We start from the raw sequence: 24,064 nt of genomic DNA, 5'->3' as shown, positions 1-24,064 counted from the left end.
AAAGTAGACTATTATCTCTACATAGTTCATCGGAGGACTACCACATCATGTCCCCATCTGCCCATATCGCGGGCGCTGCACGTTCACCGCGGCGCGGTCAATCAGAGCCATCGCTCGCCAGCATGTCGGCGGCGGGCTTACGCGCGTTCTTCAGAATTGCCCAGGACTGGGACCTGAGCGTCGACGAACAGATCACCCTGCTGGGCTCGCCGGGCCGCTCAACCCTCTTCAAATGGAAAGCCGAGCCAGAAACCGCGCGCCTTGCGCGCGACACGCTCGAGCGGCTGTCGCTATTACTCGGCATCTACAAGGCACTGCAGATCCTGCTGCCGCAACCCGCCGCCGCAGACGCGTGGATCAAGCGTCCCAACAGCGCCCCGCCGTTCGGCGGCGGCCGAGCGTTGGACCGCATGCTGGCAGGCAACATCAGCGATCTGGTCGCGGTGCGCCAATATCTCGACGCAATGCGAGGCGGCTGGGCGTGACGGAACCGCAATTGCAGTGGCACAAGCGCTGGCCTACGGCGTCGCTGGTCTGGTCACCGGCGTACCGGGTCGTGCCGACGCGCTTTCCTGCCGTGAACCTGTTCGACCGCGTCGCGTCGCCCGAAGACTTCGAAGCGCTGTACATGCTCGAAGCGATGACCAACGACCGCCTGCGCACCGAAGTCGGCGATCTCGATCTGGTACCGCGCGACGAACGGCGCTTCGGTCCCGGCTGGGGGCCGATCATGGCCGCCTTCACGCATCTGAATCCGCTCGGCAGCCGCTTTTCGGACGGCAGCTACGGCGTGTTCTACTGCGCGCAATCGCGCGCCACGGCGATTGCCGAAACGCGCTATCACTCGGCGCTGTTTCTCGCGGCCACGCAAGAACCGCCGCTGCGCCAGCAGATGCGGCTGTACACGGCGTTTGCAGAAGGTGAAGTGGTGGATCTGCGCAGCGGCAGCGGCAGCGGCAGCGGCAGCGATGATAGTCACGCAGCGGAGCGTGCGACAAGCGAGCCGACACAGCCCGAGTACACAGCGTTTAACCCCGCGGTGCTGTCGCCGAGCGACTACAGCGCCGGCCAGGCGCTCGGCCGCGCGGTGCGCGCAGCGGGCGCACCGGGCATTGTGTACCCGTCGGTACGCGATGCGGGCGGCGAATGCCTCGCTGCGTTCAGAACCCTGCTCTTGCGCGATTGCCACCACGCGGCGTACCTCGAATACAACTGGAACGGCCGCGAAATCGACGTGGTGTTTGAACTGAATCAGGTGGGATGACAGCCGCGCTCAAGCGCGGCTAAAGCGAAGACCGCACTGCCGTGGATTGGGTCCACGGACTGCGCGCAGATTGCACATGGGTTGAACGCGATTTTTGTCCACGATTGCACGCGGATTGCCCGCACGCATTGCACAAAAACCGCCTTAAAAAAATATTCAAAAATCGCCGCTCAAGGCAACCTCAAGGCAACCCCAACGCAGCCTCAAGGCAGCGCAAACGCCGCCGCGCCTTCGGCGCGCGCAATATCCACGCTGACCGACCAGCGGCGTTCCGTCAACGCTTCGATGATCGTCAGTTTGCCGCCCGGTCCAAACGCGCCGGTATCGACAAATACTTGCGCGCCAAGCTGCATGACCTTGCGCACCGGCGTATGACCGCAGTAAGTCATCGATAAATCGCGCTGCTTCGACGGCTTGTGATTGCCGAGCGCGAGGTCGCGTCCCCACAGCATGCGCTGGCGCACACTGCTCGAAAATTCGCCGCGATCGAGATCGGCGTCGGTGCCGAAAAACTCGGCATGCAGAATATTGAAGCGTTCGCTGCCGCTGCCGATCACGCGTACGAGCGGCAACAGCCGCAACCGGTGCGCGTAGTCGCGCAGCCTTTCGTCGGACAAGCTCTCGCCCCACGAGCCGCCGATGTCGTACCACCACTTGCGGCGCAGCCGCCCTTCGGCCACACCGCACAACGTATCTTCATGATTGCCGAGCACGGCATAAAACCACGGCTTGTCGAGCAGCGCGAGTGCCGCTTCCGATTGCATCCCGCGGTCGACCAGATCGCCGACCGAAAAAAGCCTGTCACGAGCCGGATCGAACACGACCTCGCGCAGCAGATAACGCAGCGCATCGACGCAGCCGTGCAGATCGCCGATGACAAAGTCCCGGCCGACCCGGTTCGCCGGGTGATGTTGAACGGTAGTGACCAGATTGGGCTCCATCTCACGATGATAGGTGCGACGACACACAGGCGTATGCGCGGTGTCGATCGTTCGAGAGTTTTTGACGCGCAGCGCGACGCCGAGTTGCACGCCATCTCCCTATGCTACCGGCAAATAATGCTGGGCTTTCCTTATCGCCAAATTAATTACGGTTATTGTTTCTTGCGTAATTGCGCGACCTGTGCAGAGGAAGGCTCCGCTTGCGCTTAGTTGGCTGGCTTTGCTGCACCGTTGACCGGAATCGCGACCGGAACCGTAGTCTGGCCGTCAGCGAATTGCTTGCCAAATGACGGCATTCGCACTTCGTTCTGGTGCAACGCGCTTCGCTCGCGCGGCGCGCGCAGTCCGCCATGCACCGGCGGCAGCGAACGCAGATAGACGGCAATCGAGCGCAGGTCTTCGCGGTTCAGAAACTGCGTGCTCTGTGCCACCACCTGCGCCATCGGCCCGGCTGCATGCGCGCGGTCAGGCGCGCTGCCGGTTGCCAGATAGGCAACCACGTCGTCGACGCTCCAGCTGCCGATGCCGCTCGTCTGGTCGGGCGTGATGTTGAACGCCCGCCAGCCGTTCTGTTGCGCGCCGCTAAAGCGTGCGTGCGTCTGCAGGCCCTGCGTCGCATTGCGCGGCGTATGGCATTGACCGCAGTGTGCAAGCCCTTCCACCAGATACGCACCGCGATTCCATTCCGGACTCTGTTTCGGGTCGGGCACGAAGCGGCCCTCGTCGAAATTGAACAGATTCCAGAACGGCATCAGCCAGCGCTGATTGAATGGAAATGCAAGGCCGTTGCGCGGCGGCTGATAACGAATCGGCGCGAGCGTTTTCAGATACGCGCGGATTGCCAGCACATCACGCTCGGCGAGCTTCGTATACGCCGTATACGGAAACGCCGGGAACAGCCGTTCGCCCGCCTTGCCGATGCCTTCGTGCATGGCGCGCAGAAAATCGTCGTCGCTCCACAGACCGATGCCGGTCTCGGCATCCGGCGTGAGGTTCGGCGTATAGATCGTGCCTAACGGCGTATTCAGCGCCACCCCACCCGCGAACGGCCGGCTCTTGTCAGCCGTGTGACAGCCCATGCAATCGCCGGCCCGCGCGAGGTATTCGCCGCGTTTGACGAGGTCCGCGCCGCTTGCACTGCCGGACAGCCCAGGGCCGCGCGCCGCCACCTCGGCAAGCGGCGCGTCGTCGCTACGCTGCGCATCGATGCGTTGCACTTCGAGCCACGCGATATACAGCGCGAACACGGAAAAGACCGCGGCCAGCGTGGCCATGCTGATCATGCGGTGCCGCTGCCCGAGGCGCGCGGCGCGCACTGCTTCACCGGGCACGGCAGACCGCGCCCGGGACGTCGAATTCGTCATGGTGTCTCCGTCGGCCTCGCTCACTGTTCGCGCGGCAACGGGCTGGCAGACTTCAATGCGAGCGCTGCCAGCGCCCCCCTCTGCATGCCATTCGCGTATCGCGTGCCGGGCATCGTGCGATTGCCGGCAACAGACGGATTTGCGCACTCAGGCGCTGCGCGTGCGCACGCGCACGACCCACCGATTGAGTCACGCATAGGCAACTTGCTTCGACTTGTAGAGCCGCGCGCCGCGGCAATCCGACGGCACGGCCTGTCGGTTTTTCACGGGTTTGAACGGCAACGCGCACTGAGCGCATTGAGCGCCCCGCGCATAAACGGCAACCAAGGCAGCCACGCCCGGCCATCCTGCCAGGCGGTTTGCGAAACGCGCCGCGTGCATCGCTTGTGGCATTCGCACACGCACATTCCGACATTGGGCTTCTGTCATAGGGGCTCCGATGAAGTTCATAATCGGCCGGCGCCATGCGCTGCTGCTTGCGCTGCGTGGATTGCACGCCTGTCCGGTCCGTCTGTGCCCCAAACTTTGTGTTTCAAACGGGTCTCGCGCCGCATAAGCTTGCGGTCTCTGATCGTTGCCACGCTTGCAGGCCTTGTTTGAAAGGCCGTCGCAAGGCGGTTGAACTGCTGTGCCGCAGAATATAACGTCACTGCCGCCGTTCGACAATCTCGCCGGTTAAAAAGCCTCACACAGCGCGGTAGAATCGCCGCTGCGCAGATACCCTCGCGCACCGCGCATCGATGCGGAACCAGCGGCGCCGCGCCGCGACGAACCACTTGCCTATTCAACCACACGACAACAATGACGCTCTATCCGCAAGTGCTCCGCAACCGGCCGCGCATGGTCGCCGGTGCCATCGCCGGCGTGCTGGTCTCGCTGCTGCTTCTGCCGTCCCCCGTGCGCCCGATGATACGCGCGCTGATCGGCTGGGACGCTGCCGTATGGATCTACCTCGTGCTGATCTGGTTGCACATGGCGCGCGCGGATCACGGCAGCGTGCGCGACCTGGCCGAGCGCGAGGACGAGAACGCCGGCGTAGTGCTTGCGGTCATCTGCGTGGCGACACTAGCCAGCATTGCCGCCATCGTACTCGAACTCGCCAGCGCGAAAGGTTCGACCGGCGCCGCGCATTACGTGCTCACCGCGCTCACGCTGCTCGGCGCGTGGTTTCTGATTCCAACCATCTTTACGCTGCACTACGCGCGCCTGTACTTCAGCGGCAGCCCCAAGGAAACGCCGCTGCAATTTCCCGATCACCGGCTCGACCCGAACTATTGGGATTTTCTGTATTTCTCGTTCACGATCGCGGTTGCGTCGCAAACATCGGACGTGGTGCTGCGCTCGCGCTCAGTGCGGCGCGCGGCGCTCGCGCAATCGATCCTGTCGTTCTATTTCAACGTCGCCGTGTTGGGCCTGTGCATCAACATGGCGGCCGGCCTGCTCGGCTCGTGACACTCTGGCATCACAGATTCGACTGTTGGTGCGGCTGCGGCCGCATCGCCTCGGCACACGCAGGTAAGAGTCGGCCCACGCCGCCACGAATTACACACGCATAGCCTGCGCAACCACGCGCGCGCCGGCGCTAACGGTCGTGCGCGACCCGGCGGCAGCTCCGCAGCAAACGCCACAGAAGCCATACCCCGCACGCACGCCACCGCTATCGAAGCCCACCTGGCCTGCATCAACCGCTCGCGGCCTGTCGCTTTGGCACAACGCTTGCTCCCGTTCGTCTGCCGCTTCACTTTGCGTCGCACACCTGGCCCGTGCGGATGCGCAAAGGCTTGGTGAATCCTCCAGGCGGCATCCCGCTCGATGCACTACATTGTGACGAGTACGCGCCGGCGCTATGGCAGTGCGCGCGGCATCCGGCTCTGAAAGCCTAATGAGCGGCTGTGATCGCACCATCGTGGATCCACGCCGCGGCACGACGAATCTGGACACGACCGATGCAAGCTCCCCACGCCTATGCGCCGCGGATCTATTTCATTCATGCATTGCTCGCCGGCCCGCTCGAGACATGGCCGGCACACTTCGAACACGCTGCCACGCTCGGTTTCGACCATGTGCTGATCGGCTCGCTGTTCCGGCCGGGTTCAGCCGGACACACGCAGATCATCAGCGATCATTCGCAATTGCATCCGGTGCTGGGCGCCGGCCAGCCAGCCGTCGAAGTGCTGCAGCGGCTGGCCGAAACCGCGCGCCAGCACGGCCTCACGTTGCTGGTCGATCTGGTGATCGACCGGGTCGCGGCCGATGGCGCGCTGTTCCATCAGCATCGCGAGTGGTTTCATCCGTTCGAGCCCGAAGAAGCGCGGCTCGACCCGCGCCACGCGCGGCACGAAGATAAAGTCGCGTATGCCAACTTCAGCAACGAGCACACAGCGCAGCTGGTCGACTGGTGGATCGAGGTTCTGAATGGTCTTTCCGAAGCGGGCATCGGCGGATTCCGCTTCGACTCGCCGCATCGCGTGCCGAATCATGTATGGCGCAGGTTCGGCGAGACCGTACGTGCAAAGCATCCTGCAGTGCGTTTTCTGGCTGCAACGCCAGGGCTTGCGCGCAACGACGTAACCGGACTTGAAGGCGCCGGCTTTGATGCGGTGTTTACATCGTCGCGCTGGTGGGACTTCCGCTCGTCGTGGATCGTCGACGAACACGCGACGCTGCTGCGCATCGGCGCGCCGCTCGCGTTTCCCGAGGCGCCCTATGACACGCGCCTCGTGCACGACCTGAGCGACACGCACGACGCCACCATCGTCGAGCGCGCATATCGTCGCGCACTGGCCGCCGCGACCGCGATCGGCACCGGCTGGCTAATGCCGATGGGCTTCGAATACGGTGTCGGCGAAGCAATGTCCTATCTGCACGGCGACGCGCATGCGTTCGCCGAGCAATGCCGCGCACGGCGCTTCGATCTGAGCGAGCGCATCAAGTACGCGAATGCGTTGCAACGCGACACGTCGACACTGCGCAGTGCCGGCGAACTACGCATGCTAAGCGGCCCCGACGCACCGGTGGCAGTGCTGTTGCGCGGCGACCGCCGCGACCTGCGCGATGCACAGGAAGCGGTGCTGAGCACCTTCAACCCCGATCTCGGCAGCGCCGTGCGCGTCGACCCGGCGCGCTTTCTCGACGGCGTGCCCGGCAACTTCACGCGCTTTGCGCCGCTTGTCGCCGGCGAGCAAACACCGCCTGCCGCGCTCGATCCATTCACGCTCGCGCCAGGCGCGTTCCGGCTGATCGGCGCGCTTGCCGACAAGCCGGTACGGCTCGCGCCGCCGCTCGACAAACGCAACAGCAAGCAGTCCGGCCACAAGACCGTGCTCGACGCGCTTACTGCACCCCGCGTCGCGATCGAAAGCGTGACGCCATCGGTCGACAACGGCCGCTTCCCGGCCAAGCGGATCGTCGGCGAGCGGGTGCCGGTCAGCGCGGCGATCTTCGCGGAAGGCCACGACAAGATCGCGGCCGCGGTGATCTGGCGCGCCGCCGACCAGACGCACTGGCACGAAGTGCCGATGAAGCCCGTGCAGCCCGCCGGCAACGACCTATGGGAAGCGCGCATTCCGCTCGAGCGAATGGGCCGACACGAATTCACGGTGATCGCATGGCGCGACGACTTCGCGTCGCTGGTCGATCACATGCAGAAAAAGCTGAAAGCGAGCCAGACCGTCGAGCTCGAACTGGAAGAAGCGAAGCATCTGTTCGCGCTGATGCTGGCCGAAGTGGAAACCGCCGACAGCGCAGACCCAAAACCGCTCGAACAGGTGGTCAAGCAGTTCACCAAGGCCGATGCCGCCACGCGCCTTGCGATCGTGCTCGCACCCGAGACCGCACAGGCGGTGGCTGCGGCGCGCCACCGCCCCGGGCTATCGCGCGACGGCGCGGTCTACAGGATCGATGCGGAACGCGCGGCGGCGCGCTTTGCGAGCTGGTACGAGATCTTCCCGCGCTCGATGAGCGACGACGAGCATCGGCACGGCAACTTCGACGACGTAATCGGCAAACTGCCGCGCATTCGCGAGATGGGCTTCGACGTGCTGTATTTCCCGCCGATTCACCCGATCGGTCTCGCGAACCGCAAGGGCCGCAACAACACGCTGACCGCCTATGAAAATGATGTCGGCAGCCCCTACGCGATCGGCGCCGAAAGCGGCGGCCATACCGCCGTGCATCCGCAGCTAGGCACCCTCGACGACTTTCGCCGCATGCTGGCGGCCGCACACGACCACGGCCTCGAAATCGCGCTCGATTTCGCGATTCAATGCTCGCCGGACCACCCGTGGCTCAAGGAACACCCGACGTGGTTCGCATGGCGCCCCGACGGCACACTGCGCTACGCGGAGAATCCGCCGAAGAAGTATCAGGACATCGTGAACCCGGATTTCTACGCGCGCGATGCGAAGCCCGATTTGTGGCTCGCGCTGCGCGACGTGATCCTGTTCTGGATCGAAGCAGGCGTGCGCATCTTTCGCGTCGACAACCCGCACACCAAGCCGCTGCCGTTCTGGGAGTGGATGATCGGCGACGTACGCGCGCGCCACCCGGACGTGATCTTCCTCTCCGAAGCGTTCACGCGCCCGCGCGTGATGGCGCGTCTCGCGAAGGTCGGCTTCTCGCAGTCGTACACGTACTTCACGTGGCGCGAATCGAAGCGCGACTTCACCGAGTATCTGAACGAGATCACGCAAACCAATCTGCGCGATTTCTTCCGGCCGAACTTTTTCGTCAACACACCGGACATCAATCCGCGCCATCTGCAATGGTCCGGGCGTGCAGGCTTTGTGATTCGTGCGGCGCTAGCCGCGACGCTATCCGGATTGTGGGGCGTGTATAGCGGCTTCGAGTTATGCGAAGCCGCCGCCCTGCCCAACAGCGAGGAATACCTCGATTCCGAGAAGTATCAGCTGCGCGCATGGGACTGGCAGCGCCCCGGCAACATCGTCGGCGAGATCACCGCGTTGAACCGCATCCGCCGCACGAACCCGGCGCTGCACTCGCATCTCGGCCTGACCTTCCTGCCGGCGCATAACGATCACATCCTGTTCTTCGAGAAAGCCACCGAATCGCGCGACAACGTGATCGTGGTCGCGATCAATCTCGATTCGTTCAACGAGCAGGGCGCGGATCTCGAGCTTTCGTGGGCTACGTTCAACCACTGGCAGCTGCACGATCACGCAGCGCTCGACGTGGTCGACCAGATCAGCGGCGAGCGTTTCGCGTGGCAAGGCCGCTGGCAGCACGTGCAACTCGACCCTAACACGCGGCCCTTCGCGATCTGGCGCATTGCGCCCGCGGGCGGCTTGCCGCGTGAAGCGATTCCCGATGAAACGGCCCACGGCGCGAGCGCCGATCCCTTTTCCGAATGAAGGTGCGACATGAAACGTGACGATCCTTCCGATAACGCAGTGCAGGCCACCATCGCCGACCCGACCGCGGAAGCGCCGGCCAGCGAACAGCCTTCGCGGCGGCGCAAACAGTCGACGCTGTCCGACGATCCGCTGTGGTACAAGGACGCGATCATCTACCAGGTGCATGTGAAGTCGTTCTTCGACGCGAACAACGATGGCGTCGGCGACTTTGCCGGGCTGATGGCGAAGCTCGACTACATCGCGGAACTGGGCATCAACGCGATCTGGCTGCTGCCGTTCTATCCGTCGCCGCGCCGCGACGACGGCTACGACATCGCCGACTATCGCAACGTGCACGAAGACTACGGCACGCTCGGCGACGTCAAGCGCTTTATCCAGGCCGCGCATGCGCGCGGCATCCGCGTGATCACCGAGCTGGTAATCAACCACACGTCGGACCAGCACCCGTGGTTTCAGCGCGCGCGGCGCGCGAAGCCCGGTTCGAACCATCGCAACTACTACGTGTGGTCGGAGAACGACCAGAAGTACACCGGCACGCGCGTGATCTTTATCGATACCGAACCGTCCAACTGGACGCATGACCCGGTAGCCGGCGCGTACTTCTGGCACCGCTTCTATTCGCACCAGCCGGACCTGAACTTCGACAATCCCGCGGTGCTGCGCGAAGTGCTGCAGGTGATGCGTTTCTGGCTCGACATGGGCATCGACGGGCTGCGGCTCGACGCGGTGCCATACCTCGTCGAACGCGAAGGCACCAACAACGAGAACCTGCCGGAAACGCACGCGGTACTGAAGAAAATCCGCGCGACCATCGACGCCGAGTATCCGAACCGGATGCTGCTCGCCGAAGCGAACCAGTGGCCGGAAGACGTGCAGGAATACTTCGGCGACGAAGACGAATGCCATATGGCGTTCCACTTCCCGCTGATGCCGCGCATCTACATGGCGATCGCCAGCGAAGACCGCTTCCCGATCACCGACATCATGAAGCAGACGCCGGATCTCGCGGAAAGCTGCCAGTGGGCGATCTTCCTGCGCAATCACGACGAGCTGACGCTCGAGATGGTCACCGATTCCGAGCGCGACTATCTGTGGAACACCTACGCCAGCGACCGCCGCGCGCGTCTGAATCTCGGCATCCGCCGGCGTCTGGCGCCGCTGATGGAACGCGACCGCCGCCGCATCGAACTGATCAACTCGCTGCTGCTGTCGATGCCGGGCACGCCGGTGATCTACTACGGCGACGAGCTCGGCATGGGCGACAACATTCACCTGGGCGACCGCGACGGCGTGCGCACGCCGATGCAATGGTCGTCGGACCGCAACGGCGGTTTCTCGCGCGCCGACCCTGAGCAACTGGTACTGCCGCCGGTGATGGGCTCACTCTACGGCTTCGACGCGGTGAACGTCGAAGCGCAAAGCCGCGACCCGCACTCGCTGCTGAACTGGACGCGCCGGATGCTCGCGACGCGCCGCTCGAAACACGCGTTCGGGCGCGGCTCGATCCGCTTCCTGAAGCCGGACAACCGCAAGATTCTTGCGTATCTGCGCGAGATGCCGGGCGAACCGGCGATCCTGTGCGTGGCCAATCTGTCGCGCGCGCCGCAGGCGGTCGAACTCGATCTATCCGAATTCGCCGGCACCGTACCGGTGGAAATGACATCCGATTCGGTGTTCCCGGCGATCGGCCAGCTGACCTATCTGCTGACCTTCCCGCCGTACGGCTTCCTGTGGTTCCTGCTGTGCTCGAGCAACCAGCGCCCGACATGGAGCCAGGCGCCGTCCGAACCGCTGCCCGATTTCGTGACGATCGTGATCCGCGAAGGCCAGGTTGGCCCGACACCGGAAAACGTGCGGCTGCTCGAATCCGAAGTGCTGCCGTCGTGGCTGGTGCGGCGCCGCTGGTTTGCGTCGAAGGACCAGAAGCTGCATGCGGTGCGCCTCGCCGCGCTGACGACGATTCCCGACGCAGGCTTCGCGTTCACCGAAATCGAAGCCGACGTCGGCAACCACACCGAGCGCTACGTGCTGCCGCTGGCCATCACGTGGGGCTCCGATACGACCAACCCGCTGTTCATGCAGCTCGCGCTCGCCCGTGTGCGCCGCGTGCGCAACATCGGCACGCTGACCGATGGCTTCGCGCTGCCGCAATTCGCGTACGGCATTTTGCGCAAGCTGCATGAGCGCGCCGTGGTGCCGACCGTGCAGAAGAGCGAGATCCGCTTCGTGCCGACTGCGCGTTTCGATGAACTCGAACTCGGCGAGCAACCGGAAATTCGCTGGCTGGCAGCCGAACAAAGCAACAGCTCGCTGGTGGTCGCCGACACCATCGTGCTGAAGCTGGTGCGGCGCCTGTTGAACGGCGTGCATCCGGAAGCCGAGATGAGCCGCTACCTGACCCAGCTCGGCTACGCGAACACCGCGCCGCTGTACGGCGAAGTGGTGCGCGTCGATCCACAAGGCATTCCGCACACGCTGTGCATTCTGCAGGGCTTTATCGACAACCAGGGCGATGCGTGGAACTGGGCGCTCGATTACCTGCGCCGCGCGGTCGACGAACTCGCGCTCGCGGTGGACGGCGGCGAGGGCGAGCAAGACCGCATCAACGAAGCAGATGCGATGCTCGGCTATCAGAATTTTGTCGGCATCATCGGGCGGCGGCTGGGCGAGCTGCATGTCGCGCTCGCCTCGCCGTCGGAAGACGCCGCGTTCGCGCCGGAACCGGCCGACGCCGAACAGGTGCGCGAGTGGATCGACGGCACACAAGCGATGCTCACCACCGCGCTCGACGTGCTGAACAAGAACATCGACCACCTGACCGACGACACCTTGCTGCTCGCGCGCAGCGTTCTCGACCGGCGCGAGCAACTGGTCGAAGCGGTGAAGAACCTCGTCAAGCCCGGCGCACACGCGTTGCGCACGCGCATTCACGGTGACTTCCATCTGGGCCAGGTGCTGGTCTCGCAAGGCGATGCGTTCCTGATCGACTTCGAGGGCGAGCCCGCGCGCGAACTCGAAGAACGGCGCGCGAAATCCAGCCCGCTGCGCGACGTCGCCGGTTTGCTGCGCTCGCTGTCGTACGCAAGCGCCGCCGCGCAGTCCACCACCGAAGCCGCACCGCAGCCCACCGCGGACCGCAAGCGCGCGCTGTTCGAACGGTTCCGCGGCCACGCAGCCGAAACCTTCCTCGCCGAGTACCGTGCAGCCACCGAGCAGGCGGCGCAACCGCTGGTCGCGCCTGCCGACGAACAGGCCTTCCTCGATCTGTTCCTGATCGAGAAAGCCGCCTATGAGATCCGCTACGAGGCCGCCAACCGGCCCACGTGGCTCAGCCTGCCGGTGCGCGGCCTCGCAGCCTTGACGAGCCGTCTGCTCGGCGATACCGGCGCGCCTCATTCACCCGGCGGCGGCAGTCAGCCGCCGCATGTTGCAGAGAACGATCATGAGTGAGCAAAGTAGCGTTCATCACGCAGCAGCAGGACTTCATCCGATCGATATCAACGCACTGGTCGATGGGCGGCACCCCGATCCGTTCGCGCAACTCGGCCTGCATCACACCGATGCCGGGCCGGTCGTGCGCGCGATGCTGCCGAATGCGGCACGCGTCGCCGTGGTCGCGCGCGATAACGGTCGCGCGCTCGGCGAACTGCATCCGCTGCATCAGGGCGGCCTGTTTGCCGGCCCGGTCAGCGAAGCGGTGCCGTACCGCTTGCGGATCGACTGGCACGGCCCGGTGCAGGAAATCGAAGACCCCTACTCGTTCGGCCCGACGCTCGGCGATGAGCCGCTGCAGCGCGTCGCGTGGGGCGACCCGTACGCGATACTCGAATGCCTCGGGTCGCGGCCGGTCGAAATCGATGGCGTGCCCGGCGTACGCTTCGCGGTATGGGCGCCGAATGCGCGGCGCGTGTCGGTGGTCGGCGATTTCAATTCATGGGACGGCCGCCGGCATCCGATGCGGCTGCGCCATCAGGCCGGCGTGTGGGAACTGTTCGTGCCGCGGATCGGCGCCGGCACACGCTACAAGTACGAGATGCTGACGCGCGACGGCCATCCGCTGCCGCTAAAGGCCGACCCTTGCGCGATGCAGACCGAAAAGCCGCCGGCCACCGCATCGGTGGTCGCGCACGTCGACGCGATCGAGCAGTTCCAGTGGAGCGATAGCGAATGGATGGCCGCGCGTGGCGACCAGCAGACGCCGCGCGCGCCGCTGTCGATCTACGAGGTGCACGCCGAATCGTGGCTGCGCGTCGCCGAACAAGGACATCGCGGCCTCGACTGGGCCGAACTCGCGGACCGGCTGATTCCCTATGCGAAGGAGATGGGCTTCACGCACATCGAGTTCATGCCGATCGCCGAACATCCGTTCGGCGGCTCGTGGGGCTATCAGCCGCTCGGGCAGTTCGCGCCTTCGGCGCGCTTCGGCTCGCCCGAGCAGTTCGCGCATTTCGTGAACCGCGCGCATGAAGCAGGCCTGGGCGTAATTCTCGACTGGGTGCCCGCGCACTTCCCGAACGATGCGCACGGCCTCGTGCAATTCGACGGCACGCCGTTGTACGAACATGCGGACCCGCGCGAAGGCTATCACCAGGACTGGAACACGATGATCTACAACCTCGGCCGTAACGAGGTTAGCGCGTTCCTGATCGCCTCTGCGCTCGCGTGGCTGATGCGTTATCACGTCGATGCGTTGCGCGTCGATGCGGTCGCATCGATGCTGTATCGCGACTATTCGCGCGCGGCCGGCGAGTGGGTGCCGAACGTCTATGGCGGACGCGAGAATCTCGAATCGATCGCGTTTCTGAAGCGCCTGAATCACGAAGTGCAAAACATGCCGGGCGTGCGCGGTGCGATCACGATTGCCGAGGAATCGACCGCCTGGCCGGGCGTCACCGCGCCGGTCGACAGCGGCGGCCTCGGCTTCCAGTTCAAATGGAACATGGGCTGGATGCACGACACGCTGCACTACATGCAGGAAGATCCGATCAATCGCCGCTGGCACCACCACACGATGACCTTCGGCATGGTGTACGCGTATTCGGAGCGCTTCGTGCTGCCGCTTTCGCACGACGAAGTGGTACACGGCAAGGGCTCGCTGCTCGGCAAGATGCCCGGCGACCGCTGGCAGCGCTTCGCGAATCTGCGCGCGTACTTCGCGTTTATGTGGACCCATCCCGGCAAGAAACTGATGTTTATGGGCGGCGAATTCGGGCAGATGGCCGAGTTCGATCACGACGGTTCGCCGCACTGGCATCTGCTCGATGACGAATTGCACCACGGCGTGCAGAAGCTGGTGCGCGACCTGAACCGCGTGTACCGCAGCGAGCCCGCGCTGCATCAGCTGGATAGCGAGCCTGGCGGCTTCGAGTGGATCGTCGGCGACGACGCGGACAACAGCGTATTTGCGTATCGACGCATGGACGGCAGCGGCCGCGAAGTCGTCATGGTGTGCAATATGACGCCGGTGCCGCGTCAGGGATACCGGATCGGAATGGCGCGGCCAGGCCGCTGGAGCGAGATCCTGAACAGCGATGCGGCGGTGTACGGCGGTTCGAATCTCGGCAATGGTGGCCTGATTCATACCGAGGATGTACCGAGCCACGGGCGGCCGCATTCGGCCGCGCTGATTCTGCCGCCGCTTGCGACTATCGTGCTGCGCGCGGATTGAGCATGTGCGGCACACGCCGCACCATAGTGCGTCCCGCCGATGCGGCGTATGCTGGCCCAAGCTGCCCCGATCGTCGCTAAACCAGAACAAGGAACGGGAACCATGTCGCATGTATTGCCCGACCGGCTGCTGCCGGGCTCGCCCTATCCGCTCGGGGCGAGCTGGGATGGCCTGGGAGTCAATTTCGCGGTGTTCTCCGCCAACGCGCAGCGCATCGAGCTGTGTCTGTTCGAACCCAGCGGCCGCAAGGAGCTGAAGCGCTACCCGCTGCCCGAATGCACCGATGAAATCTGGCACGGCTATCTGCCGCACGCGCATCCGGGCACCGTCTACGCGTTTCGCGCGCATGGGCCGTATCAGCCGCAAAACGGTCATCGCTTCAATCCGCACAAGCTGCTGCTCGACCCATATGCGCGCAAGCTGACCGGGCAGTTCCGCTGGTCCGATGCGTTGTTCAGCTACCGGATGCATTCGAACCGGCTCGACCTGTCGATCGACCGGCGCGACTCGGCGCCGGCGATGCCCAAATGCGTGGTGGTGGACGAAGCCTTCGACTGGTCGCACGACCGGCGCCCGAACGTGCCGTGGGGCGATACGGTGATCTACGAAACCCATGTGCGCGGCGCGTCGATGATGCGCAGCGATCTGCGGCCGCCGGAACGCGGCACCTTTTCGGCGCTCGCTTCGCCGGAATTCATCGATCACCTGCTGAAGCTCGGTGTGACCGCTGTCGAACTGCTGCCGGTGCATGCGTTCCTGAACGACCGTTTTCTGGTCGAGCGCGGCTTGCGTAACTACTGGGGCTACAACACCGCGGCGTTTTTCGCGCCCGAACCTTCCTATCTGACCTCGCACCGGCTCGACGAAATGCGCATTGCGGTGCGGCAGTTGCACGCGGCCGGCATCGAGGTGATTCTCGACGTGGTGTACAACCACACCTGCGAAGGCAGCGAGACCGGCCCGACCGTATCGTGGCGCGGCCTCGACAACGCCAGCTATTACCGGCTGATTCCCGGCGACGAGCGTCATCACATCAACGACACCGGCTGCGGCAACACGCTGAATCTGCCGCATCCGCGCGTGCTGCAGATGGTGATGGATTCGCTGCGCTACTGGTCGACTGCGTTCAACATCGACGGCTTCCGTTTCGATCTCGGCGTGACGCTTGGCCGCGAGCATGCCGGCTTCGATCCAGGTTCGGGCTTTTTCGATGCGATCCGCCAGGACCCGGTGCTGTCGCAACGCAAGCTGATCTCCGAGCCGTGGGATATCGGGCCGGGCGGCTATCAGCTGGGCAATCATCCGCCCGGCTTCAGCGAATGGAACGACCGTTTTCGCGACTGCGTGCGCCGTTTCTGGCGCGGCGACGCGGGCCTGCGTCCCGACCTCGCCGCGCGCCTGACCGGCTCTTCCGACCTGTTCAACCGGCGCTTCAGAAAGCCGACCGCGTCGATCAATTTCGTCGCGTCGCACGACGGCTTTACGCTCGCCGACCTCACGTCGTATGAACAGAAGCACAACGAGATCAACGGCGAAAACAACAACGACGGCCACAACGAAAACTGCAGCTCGAACTGGGGCATCGAAGGGCCGAGCGACGATCCGATCATCAACGAAACGCGCGAGCGCGTCGCGCGTTCGCTGATCGGCACGCTGCTGATCGCACTCGGCACGCCGATGCTGTTGGCCGGCGACGAAGCGGGCCGCACGCAGAACGGCAACAACAATGCGTATTGCCAGGACAACGAAATCTCATGGATCGACTGGCAGCGCGCGGCGTCGGCGAGCGGCCAGAAGATGACCGCCTTCGTCACGCGCATGGTCGCGCTGCGCAGGGACCACCCGCTGCTGCGCGAAACGCGTTTTCTGGTCGGCGACCGCGAGGTGCTGCCGGGGCTGTTCGATGTCGGCTGGTTCGATGAACGCGGCGAGTCGCTGACGATCGAAGCATGGCAGGACCCCGAAGGGCGCGCGTTTACGCTGCGTCGCGCAGGGCCGGGACGCAGCGGCGAAACGGAAGTATTGTTGATGATGTTGAACGCATCCGCAGACATGCTGCGTTTTACGCCACCGCCACCGTACCTGGAATGGCACGTGCTGGTGGATTCGGCGGACCCGGATGCGCCACCGCATCGGCTTGCGCAGCCTGAGGTGAATGTAGCGGCACATGCGCTGGTCGTGCTGGCGGCGCAACCGGTCGGCGCAGCGGACTGGCCGACTGGCTCGACCGCCGGCCCGCAGCATGGCGCGGGTCTGCAGAGCGCGCGGCCGCTGCGGCCAGGTGGTACATAAGGGCACATAACGCAACGTAACGTACATAGGGGCACGTGAGCTTGCGTGTTGGCGCGTGCAGCAACGCCGCGAACCATCCGCAAGCAGGCGTGTGCAAATGGCCGTGTACGACTAGCCGTTTGCTACACAAGTCAGTGACGAAAGGTGAAGATCATGCATGACAGCCCGATTGACCCCCACGCGCATCATCACGCGCACTGCCTGCCGTTTGGCGCGCAAGTGCTCGGCGCGCGCGGCGCGAAACCGCGCACGCGTTTCCGTTTCTGGGCGCCGTCGTGCAACAAGGTGCAGCTCGTGTTCGAGGGCGGCGCCTGCAGCGGCGAGCGCGACATGAGCGCGAGCGGCAACGGCTGGTTCGAACTCGAGACCGAATGCGGCGCGGGCACGCTCTATCGTTACCGGCTGGACGGCGAGTTGACGGTACCCGATCCGGCATCGCGCTTTCAGCCGCACGACGTGCATGGCCCAAGCGAAGTGATCGATCCGCGCGCCTATCGCTGGCAACATACGGACTGGCACGGCCGGCCATGGGAAGAAGCCGTGCTGTACGAAGTGCACGTCGGCGCGCTCGGCGGCTACGCGGGCGTAATGCAACGGCTGCCCGCGCTGGTCGAACTCGGCGTAACCGCGCTCGAACTGATGCCGCTCAACGATTTTCCCGGCGCACGCAACTGGGGCTACGACGGCGTACTGCCGTACGCGCCCGATTCCGCGTATGGCCGCCCGGATGAACTAAAGGCGTTAGTCGATGCCGCACATGGCCTCGGCCTGATGGTGTTTCTCGATGTCGTGTACAACCATTTCGGACCCGACGGCAATTACCTGCATCAATACGCGCGGCCGTTTTTCCGCGAAGGCACGCACACGCCGTGGGGGCCGGCGATCGATTTCGAACGCGTGGAAGTACGCGAGTTCTTCTTCGACAACGCGCTTTACTGGCTCAACGAATTCCGTTTTGACGGGCTGCGACTGGACGCCGTGCATGCGATCAACAACGATGGCTGGCTGCGCGAACTGGCCGACCATATCCGCGCGAAAGTACAGCACGGCCGGCACGTGCATCTGGTGCTCGAGAACGAGCGCAACACGGCAAACCTGCTCGACACGCATTTCACCGCGCAATGGAACGACGACGCGCACAACGCGCTGCACGTGCTGCTGACCGGCGAAACAGAAGGCTATTACCACGCCTATGCGCGGCAACCGATCCGCAAGCTCGCGCGCGTGCTGTCGAGCGGTTTTGCGTACCAGGGCGAAGCATCGCCGATCCATGAAGGCAAGCCGCGCGGCGAGCCGAGCGGGCATCTGCGCCCGAGCGCGTTCGTGATGTTCCTGCAGAACCACGACCAGATCGGCAACCGCGCGTTAGGCGAACGGCTGCGCTCGCTGTGCTCCGACGACGCGCTGCGCGCCGCGACCGGCCTGCTGCTGCTGTCGCCGCAAATTCCGCTGCTGTTTATGGACGAAGAGTACGGCTCCGAGCAGCCATTCCAGTTTTTCACCGACTACACCGGCGATCTCGCCGATGCGGTGCACGAAGGCCGGCGCCGCGAATTCGCGCGCTTTTCGGCCTTCGCGGATGAACAGCGCCGCGCGCAGATTCCCGATCCGAACGATCCGCGCACGCTCGTCACGTCGTCGCCACGGCTCGAAGAAGACGCGTCATCCGAGAGGCTCGAATGGATGCATTTCTACAAATCCGCGCTAGCTGTACGTGCAAAATTGCTGATGCCGCGTCTGAAACATGCAAAGCCTTTGGGCGCCAGCGTGCTGCACGCACAGGACGGCAGCGAAGCGAATGCCTTGGCCGCGCGCTGGAAACTCGACGACGGGCAAACGCTATCGATCGTGCTGAATCTTCAGCAAGGCGCGGTGACGCTCGCCGAATTGCCGCCCGGTAAAGTGATATTCGAAACGCCGCCGCGCGTGCGCGAGCGCATTGGTGCGGGCGAATTACCAGGCTATACGTACGTCGCGTGGCTGACCGGCGACGTCAGCGAATACGCCAAGGCACACGATGCGCGCGAATGCGCAAAACAGGAGTCACACGCGTGAGTGCAAAACGCGCCAGCAGTAGCGAATCGATTCAAACCCTCGCGTCGCGCGCGGGCTTCGAGATTGAATGGCAGAACGCGCATCAGATGATGCAGCGCGTCCCCGACAGCACGCTCGCCGCGCTGCTCGAACGCATGGGCCTGACCTGCGGCACGGCCACCCAGATGCGTCATAGCGCGGCCGCGCTCGAAGCGGAACTGTCCGGCCGCAAGCTGCCGCCGCTGATGACCGCCGAGTGCGGGCGCGGCATCGCGTTGCCGGCTGCGTCGATCAAGTCGGGCAGCCGCTACCGGGTCGAACTGGAGAGCGGCGCGCTGATCGATGGCCGCTTCACCGCGCCGAAAGGCGAAGCAGCGCTGCTGTCGCCGGTCGACGAAGCCGGTTATCACACGCTCGTGATCAACGACCACCGGATCACGCTCGCGGTCGCACCGGCGCGTTGTTATACCGTGGCCGATGCGTGGCGCACGATGGACACGAACGGCAAACCGATGCCGCCGCTGTGGAGCATCGCCGCGCAGATCTACGGGCTGCGGCGGCCGGGCGACGGCGGGATCGGCGATTATTCCGCGCTCGCCGCGCTGGCGATCGGCAGCGCGAAGCACGGCGCGCATGCGCTCGCGGTCAGCCCGACACATGCGATGTTCAGCGCGCAACCCGAGCGCTTCAGTCCGTATGCGCCGTCGTCGCGCTTGTGGCTGAATGTCGCGCATATCGACCCGGCGGCGGTATTCGGCGCCGAAGCGGCACGTCAGGCGATCGACGCGGCGCAAGCCGGCGCCGCGTGGGACCGGCTCGAAACGCTACCGCTGATCGACTGGCCGAACGCCGTGCCGCTCAAGCTGAAGGTGCTGCGCGTGCTGTTCGAGCGCTTCTGTGCGCACGACGTCGCGCAAGGCTTGCCGCGCGCGCTGGAATTCCACGGTTTCTGCGAGCGCGGCGGCCGCGCGCTCGAAGACCACGCACGTTTCGAAGCGCTGCACGCGTACTGGCTCGCGCAGCCGGAACGCGAAGGCTACTGGCGCAAATGGCCGGAAGCACTGCGCGACCCGCGCAGTGCGGAAGTCGAAGCGTTCGCCAGCGAGCATCGTCATGAGGTGGAGTTTCATCTGTTCCTGCAATGGCTCGCGGCCAAAGGCCTGTCGCACGCGCAGCATGCGGCGCGCGACGCCGGCATGGCGGTGGGCCTGATCGCCGACCTCGCGGTCGGCTGCGACAGCGCGGGCAGCCACGCATGGTCGTACTGCGACGACATGTTGCACGGCGTATCGGTCGGTGCACCGCCCGACCTGTTCAACCAGGCCGGCCAGTCGTGGGGCCTGACGACCTTCTCGCCGCGCGCGATGCGCAACCAGGGCTTCTCGGCGTTTATCGACATGTTGCGCACCGTGTTCGCGCACGCGGGCGGCGTGCGCATCGATCACATCCTTGGCTTGCGCCGCCTGTGGCTCGTGCCCGAAGGCGAACGCGCGAAGGACGGTGCGTATCTGCGCTATCCGCTCGACGACCTGCTGCGTCTGATCGCACTCGAATCGTGGCGGCATCGCGCGATCGTCATCGGCGAAGATCTCGGCACGGTGCCGCCCGGGTTTCGCGAGCGGCTCGAAGATCACGGCCTGTCCGGCATCCGCGTACTGTGGTTCGAACGCACGCCGAAGGGCAATGGCTTTACCGCGCCGTCCGCATGGGACCGCAGCGCCGTGGCGACCACTACGACGCACGATCTGCCGACCGTCAAAGGCTGGTGGCGTGGCGAAGACATCATGTGGCGCAACAAGATCGGCCAGACCATGCCGCGCAGCGACGGCCGCGATGCCGTCGAGGCGGCACAGGCCGAGCGCGCCGACGATCGCGCCGCACTGTGGCAGGCGTTCCAGCAAGCCGGTGTGGCGGCGCCCGGCGTGGCCGCGCCGCCGATCGAACAGGCACCCGTCGACGAAGCACTGGCGTTCGTCGCCGCGACACCGGCGACGCTCGTCACCTATCCGCTCGAAGATCTGCTCGCGCTCGACGAACAGCCGAACTTGCCGGGCTCGATCGACCAACATCCGAACTGGCGCCGCCGCACGCCACAGCCGGTCGACGAACTGTTTGCGAACGCGAGCTTCTGCGACCGTCTGCGCGCGGTAGACGAGGCGCGTATCGCAGCTGCCACGTCGAACGCTTCTGCGTCCGCCTCTGCTTCCGCTTCCGCTTCTTCGCTGCCGGATACGCCATGACCGTCCCGCGCTCCACGCTCAGACTCCAGTTCCACCGGGGCTTCACGTTCGACGATGCGCTCGCGCATCTCGACTACTTCGCCGCGCTCGGCGTGAGCCATCTGTATGCGTCGCCGGTGACCACCGCGACGCCCGGCTCGACGCACGGCTACGATACCGTCGACTACAGCCAGGTCAGCGCCGAATGCGGCGGCGAAGCGGGCCTGAAGCGCCTCGCGGACAAGCTGCACGAACGCAGCATGGGGCTGATCGTCGACGTGGTGCCGAACCACATGGGCATCGCCGGCTCGCACAACAGCTGGTGGCTCGACATTCTCGAATGGGGGCGGCACAGCGCGTTTGCGCGGCATTTCGATGTCGACTGGCATTCGCCGGACCCGGCGTTGCGAGGCAAGGTGCTGCTGCCGTGTCTGGGCGCGCCGTATGGCGATGAACTCGCCGCCGGCCGCATCAAGCTGCGTTACGTCGCTGACGGCGGCGCGTTTGACAATGGCCGCTTCCAGATCGAATACGGCGAGCATGTGTGCCCTGTGTGCCCGGTCGACTACGCGGCGATTCTGGAGTCCGCGGATCGCGCCGATCTGAGCGCGCTTGCCGAAGGGTTCAAAGGGCTCACCACGCAACCAGCCGACCATCCGCGCGCCGCACAAGCATGCACCGCGTTGCGCGAATTCGTGAAGCAGAACAACGCCGCCGCAATCGAGTTCGTGCTGCAGGCGTATTCGCCCGCAGACCCGGTCACGCGCGACCGGCTGCATCGGCTGCTCGAGCGCCAGCACTATCGGCTCGCGTGGTGGCGCACGGCCGCGGATGAAGTGAACTGGCGGCGCTTCTTCGACATCAGCACGCTGGCCGCGATGCGCGTCGAGCGCCCTGAGGTATTCGAGGCAGTGCATGCGCTGACCTTCCGGCTGTATGAGCAAGGCGTGATCGACGGCGTGCGCATCGATCACATCGACGGGCTCGCCGAACCGCGCGAATACTGCCAGCGCCTGCGGCAGCGTTTGTCGGAGCTGCGCGAAGGCGCACCGTATATCGTCGTCGAGAAGATTCTCGCGCGCGGTGAAGCGCTGCGCGACGACTGGCCGGTAGACGGCACCACCGGCTACGACTTCATGAACGATGTCGGCGCGCTGCTGCACGACCCGCGTGGCGCCGAACCGCTGGCCGCGTTGTGGGCGGAACTGAGCGGCTGCAGCGCCGCGTTCGCCGACGAAGCGCTCGCCGCGCGTCGCAAGATTCTGGCGGAGAACCTTTCGGCGGAACTGGACCGCGCGGCGCGCGCGCTGCATCGCATTGCACGCGATGGCTTGAGCACGCGCGACTTCACATACACGTCGATCCGTCGCGTAGTGGCGGAGCTGGCCACGCATTTCAGCGTGTATCGGGTCTATCCGCAAAACGGCTTGCGCAGCGCAGCTGACAACGTTTATTTCGAGCCTGCGCTCGACGCCGCGAAACGCTCGCTGTCGCGCGCGGACCGGGCGGTACTCGAACGGGTCGACGCGTGGCTGGGCAGCGGCGCGGACGAACCCGCCGTCACGCATCCGCGCGCTGCGGCGCCGGCGCCGCAGAGTGCCGCCGCCAACGCGTTCAATCACGCGGCCGCCGCGCGGCGCACGGTGCAAACCTTGTTCGCGCAACTGACCGCGCCGGTCGCCGCCAAATCGATCGAAGATACCGCGTGCTATCGCTACGGACGGCTGCTGTCGCGCAACGAAGTCGGCGCGGACCCGGGCGAATTCTCGCTATCGGTCGAACAGTTTCATGCGAGCAACCAGGAGCGCGCACGACGCTTTCCGCACGCGATGCTGGTGACTGCGACGCACGACCACAAGCGCGGCGAAGACGTGCGCGCGCGCCTCGCGGTGCTAAGCGAAATCGCCGACGAGTGGAGCACCGTCGTGCGCGCCTGGTCGACGCTGAATGCGCCGCAGCGGCGCGCGCTCGATGACGCCGGCACAGTAGACGGTCTCGCCGACGCATGGGCGCCCGGTGCGGCCAACGAAGCGATGCTGTATCAGACGCTGGTCGGTTGCTGGCCGCCGGAACTGCGCGCCGACGACGAAGCCGGCATCGCGGCGCTGGCCGAGCGCGTTGCGCAATGGCAGTTGAAGGCGCTGCGCGAAGCGAAGCTGCACACGACGTGGTTCGCGCCCGACGAAGCCTACGAAAATGCGTGTCGCACGTTCCTGTTCGACATCCTCGCGCCGCAGCGGCGCGACGGTTTTTTGCGCGAGCTGTGCGGCTTTGTTGCGCGCATCGGTCAGGCGGGAGCAATCAACAGCCTGCAGCAAACAATCTTGCGGCTCGCGTCGCCGGGCGTACCGGACCTGTATCAAGGCACCGAGCTGTGGGACTTCAGTCTGGTCGACCCGGACAACCGGCGGCCCGTCGATTTTGCCGGGCGCGCCGCATTGCTTGTCGAAAAACCGCCATCCGAATTTCTCGGTAACTGGCGCGACGGACGCGTCAAGCTTGCGATGGTGCAGCGGATGCTTGCGTTGCGCACGCATCTGCCGGAATTGCTGAGCCAGGGATCCTATTTGCCGCTGACCGTGCAAGGACCGCATGCGGAGCGCGCAATTGCGTTTGCGCGGCGGCACGGCAATGCGTGGGCAGTCGTGATTGCGACGCGGCTGGCGGTGCCGCTGCTCGATCAACATGACGATGTGCCGCTGGTCGAGCCGCTGCGTTGGGACGATACCGCCGTGCAGATGCCGGAAGAACTGTTCTCGCGTTCGATGTTCGACTGGCTGAGCCCTTCTGCGCCGAAAGTTGAAGACAGCGGCTTGCTGTATCTGCGCGATGCGTTGACGTCGATGCCGGTCGCGGTGCTGGTGGAGGAAGGCGTGCCGCGAGTGTGAAGGCGCGCTGAGCGTGAGCATG

General features: G+C 65.0%; 12 protein-coding genes. 10 read left to right on the top strand and 2 right to left on the bottom strand.

From position 1 onward, the window contains the following. The first annotated feature begins 47 nt into the window (after positions 1-47). Both ACYVNQ_RS08385 and ACYVNQ_RS08380 read left to right on the top strand, forming a co-directional pair. Positions 48-485 (top strand): MbcA/ParS/Xre antitoxin family protein, encoded by a 438-nt coding sequence (locus ACYVNQ_RS08385; protein WP_460902035.1) that lies wholly within the window; start codon positions 48-50, stop codon positions 483-485. Beyond that, positions 482-1,264, top strand: a complete 783-nt coding sequence (locus tag ACYVNQ_RS08380) for an RES family NAD+ phosphorylase (protein WP_460902034.1) — start codon at positions 482-484, stop codon at positions 1,262-1,264. Before ACYVNQ_RS08385 ends, ACYVNQ_RS08380 begins: the two co-directional genes overlap by 4 nt. 203 nt (positions 1,265-1,467) lie before the next feature. Here the strand turns inward: ACYVNQ_RS08380 and ACYVNQ_RS08375 are convergent, their stop codons facing one another. Further along, a complete protein-coding gene (locus ACYVNQ_RS08375; RefSeq protein ID WP_460902165.1) occupies positions 1,468-2,205 on the bottom strand; it encodes a metallophosphoesterase in 738 nt (245 codons plus the stop codon). A gap of 206 nt (positions 2,206-2,411) precedes the next feature. Further along, positions 2,412-3,569, bottom strand: coding sequence for a c-type cytochrome (locus ACYVNQ_RS08370; RefSeq protein ID WP_460902033.1), 1,158 nt, complete (start codon positions 3,567-3,569; stop codon positions 2,412-2,414). Between the two features lie 801 nt (positions 3,570-4,370). Between ACYVNQ_RS08370 and ACYVNQ_RS08365 the strand changes: the two genes are divergently transcribed. The 8 genes from ACYVNQ_RS08365 to treY all read left to right on the top strand — a co-directional run bounded on the left by ACYVNQ_RS08365 (position 4,371) and on the right by treY (position 24,042). Further along, positions 4,371-5,021, top strand: coding sequence for a DUF1345 domain-containing protein (locus ACYVNQ_RS08365; protein WP_460902032.1), 651 nt, complete (start codon positions 4,371-4,373; stop codon positions 5,019-5,021). A gap of 494 nt (positions 5,022-5,515) precedes the next feature. After that, the gene (locus tag ACYVNQ_RS08360) at positions 5,516-8,938 is read left to right on the top strand and encodes a maltotransferase domain-containing protein (RefSeq protein ID WP_460902031.1); all 3,423 of its coding nucleotides are present in this window, start codon (positions 5,516-5,518) and stop codon (positions 8,936-8,938) included. A gap of 9 nt (positions 8,939-8,947) precedes the next feature. Then, positions 8,948-12,391 carry a maltose alpha-D-glucosyltransferase gene (gene treS / locus ACYVNQ_RS08355; protein WP_460902030.1) on the top strand — a complete coding sequence of 1,148 codons (3,444 nt, stop codon included), beginning with the start codon at positions 8,948-8,950 and terminating at the stop codon, positions 12,389-12,391. After that, positions 12,384-14,609, top strand: coding sequence for a 1,4-alpha-glucan branching protein GlgB (glgB, locus tag ACYVNQ_RS08350; protein WP_460902029.1), 2,226 nt, complete (start codon positions 12,384-12,386; stop codon positions 14,607-14,609). The genes treS and glgB overlap by 8 nt, the downstream gene beginning before the upstream one ends. 102 nt (positions 14,610-14,711) lie before the next feature. Beyond that, positions 14,712-16,901 carry a glycogen debranching protein GlgX gene (gene glgX, locus ACYVNQ_RS08345; RefSeq protein WP_460902028.1) on the top strand — a complete coding sequence of 730 codons (2,190 nt, stop codon included), beginning with the start codon at positions 14,712-14,714 and terminating at the stop codon, positions 16,899-16,901. A 153-nt stretch (positions 16,902-17,054) separates the two neighbouring features. Continuing rightward, positions 17,055-18,956, top strand: a complete 1,902-nt coding sequence (gene treZ, locus ACYVNQ_RS08340; protein ID WP_460902027.1) for a malto-oligosyltrehalose trehalohydrolase — start codon at positions 17,055-17,057, stop codon at positions 18,954-18,956. Further along, positions 18,929-21,175 (top strand): 4-alpha-glucanotransferase, encoded by a 2,247-nt coding sequence (gene malQ, locus ACYVNQ_RS08335; protein WP_460902026.1) that lies wholly within the window; start codon positions 18,929-18,931, stop codon positions 21,173-21,175. Before treZ ends, malQ begins: the two co-directional genes overlap by 28 nt. Beyond that, complete coding sequence (treY, locus tag ACYVNQ_RS08330) at positions 21,172-24,042, top strand: malto-oligosyltrehalose synthase (RefSeq protein WP_460902025.1); 2,871 nt, start codon at positions 21,172-21,174, stop codon at positions 24,040-24,042. Before malQ ends, treY begins: the two co-directional genes overlap by 4 nt. Positions 24,043-24,064: the final 22 nt, after the last annotated feature.

Source organism: Paraburkholderia jirisanensis, from assembly GCF_054782355.1.
The sequence above is the reverse complement of the archived record's forward strand: the minus strand, read 5'-3'. Positions and strand labels throughout refer to the sequence as shown.

What these genes read in the sequence shown, in the direction of transcription:
- ACYVNQ_RS08385 (WP_460902035.1), top strand. Translation starts at nt 48, where the DNA reads ATGTCCCCATCTGCCCATATCGCGGGCGCTGCACGTTCACCGCGGCGC.
- ACYVNQ_RS08375 (WP_460902165.1), bottom strand. Translation starts at nt 2,205, where the DNA reads ATGGAGCCCAATCTGGTCACTACCGTTCAACATCACCCGGCGAACCGG.
- ACYVNQ_RS08370 (WP_460902033.1), bottom strand. Translation starts at nt 3,569, where the DNA reads ATGACGAATTCGACGTCCCGGGCGCGGTCTGCCGTGCCCGGTGAAGCA.
- ACYVNQ_RS08365 (WP_460902032.1), top strand. Translation starts at nt 4,371, where the DNA reads ATGACGCTCTATCCGCAAGTGCTCCGCAACCGGCCGCGCATGGTCGCC.
- ACYVNQ_RS08360 (WP_460902031.1), top strand. Translation starts at nt 5,516, where the DNA reads ATGCAAGCTCCCCACGCCTATGCGCCGCGGATCTATTTCATTCATGCA.
- treS (WP_460902030.1), top strand. Translation starts at nt 8,948, where the DNA reads ATGAAACGTGACGATCCTTCCGATAACGCAGTGCAGGCCACCATCGCC.
- glgB (WP_460902029.1), top strand. Translation starts at nt 12,384, where the DNA reads ATGAGTGAGCAAAGTAGCGTTCATCACGCAGCAGCAGGACTTCATCCG.
- glgX (WP_460902028.1), top strand. Translation starts at nt 14,712, where the DNA reads ATGTCGCATGTATTGCCCGACCGGCTGCTGCCGGGCTCGCCCTATCCG.
- treZ (WP_460902027.1), top strand. Translation starts at nt 17,055, where the DNA reads ATGCATGACAGCCCGATTGACCCCCACGCGCATCATCACGCGCACTGC.
- malQ (WP_460902026.1), top strand. Translation starts at nt 18,929, where the DNA reads ATGCGCAAAACAGGAGTCACACGCGTGAGTGCAAAACGCGCCAGCAGT.
- treY (WP_460902025.1), top strand. Translation starts at nt 21,172, where the DNA reads ATGACCGTCCCGCGCTCCACGCTCAGACTCCAGTTCCACCGGGGCTTC.